2 protein-coding genes are annotated in these 1,161 nt (G+C 65.4%); both read left to right on the forward strand.

Features of this window, described 5'->3' with window-relative positions; genetic code table 11:
- On the forward strand, nucleotides 1-373 hold a 373-nt coding region (locus AXK60_RS25300), incomplete at its 5' end, for a hypothetical protein (protein ID WP_217491804.1).
- Nucleotides 370-1,005, forward strand: coding sequence for a hypothetical protein (locus AXK60_RS25305; protein ID WP_068575364.1), 636 nt, complete (start codon nucleotides 370-372; stop codon nucleotides 1,003-1,005). The genes AXK60_RS25300 and AXK60_RS25305, both read left to right, overlap by 4 nt.
- The last annotated feature ends 156 nt before the right edge of the window (nucleotides 1,006-1,161 follow it).

Raw genomic sequence — 1,161 nt, forward strand, 5'->3', positions numbered from 1 at the left:
GGCGGTCGGCAGTGACGGCTCGGGGCCTGCGGTGCGGGACGAAGGCTCGTTGAAGATCCTGACGACGCTGGGGCAGGGCACCATGCCGTCGGATGCGGAGTGGACGGCGTTCCGGGACGCGGCCGCGTTGGCCGAGGGTGAGACGGGCGCGATGCGGCCGCCGCCGGGGCAGTTGCTTGATCGGCTGGAGCTGGACCGGTACATGAGCAGGTACCAGCTCGAGCGGATCCGGGAGATGCTGCTGCTGTGGCGGTGGTTGCCACCCTCGCTCGAGGACGTCGCGTACTGCGCGGCAGAGGCCGGGACGGACATCACTGCACTGACTCGCCTTCTCGAAGACGCGGAGTTCACCCGAGAGGCCCAAACGCTATGACCGACACCATCGCTGAACGGATCGCACGCACTGCGGAGCAGATCGGCTACAACGTCGATCAGGGGTCCGTGGCGGTGGCCTCTCTTGCCGAAAGGCACTTACGCGCAATCCATCCCAGCACGGTTCTCGAATCCAATGTCGGGGTATTTCATATCGAGGAGTTCCTCGGGATCCCGCCGTCCTACCTGAGCGAACCGGCCCCGGATCCACCGCCGGTGACCCCGGGACCGCCTCCAGCGTGTTACAGGGACTATTCGGGAATCAGTTTGCTGTTGATAGGCCTTCACCAAAACGGCATGGCGACAAAGGAAATCATCGAAGCGTGCGCTGTGCTGCAGCACGCCGAGCAACACCTGAAGTTCATGGCGAAAGCCGTACTATGGAACTTGAACCACAACCGCCACAATGGGTTCGGGTTCGTTGATCCTCCCTATCGGGAGTCCCCTCCTGCGGATGGCACGTTTGCCGGTGTGGAGTGGGACCGCGTGGCCGCAGCCAGTCGAAAAGGCGTGGAAGAACTCCGCGAGCTGGGGAGCGGCCCGGCGGTCCTCGATCTGGCAAGCGGGGGCATTGAGCTTCGCGAGGAGCACCCAGGCGAGGAGGATCCCGGCGAGGCCGTCGACCAGGAGTGACTACGCTGCCGGCGTCGTCGGATCGGGCCGGAGACCGGTCGTCGACTGCGCCTCAGTGTCGACGATGGTGGCGATGCCAGCTTGCGCGGCCCCGCTGTACTGAGGCACCTTGGCGGCGATCGCGGCGATCGCGGCCTCAGCTGCGGACGATTGCTC

It is taken from the genome of Tsukamurella pseudospumae, from assembly GCF_001575195.1.
Taxonomy (GTDB): domain Bacteria; phylum Actinomycetota; class Actinomycetes; order Mycobacteriales; family Mycobacteriaceae; genus Tsukamurella; species Tsukamurella pseudospumae.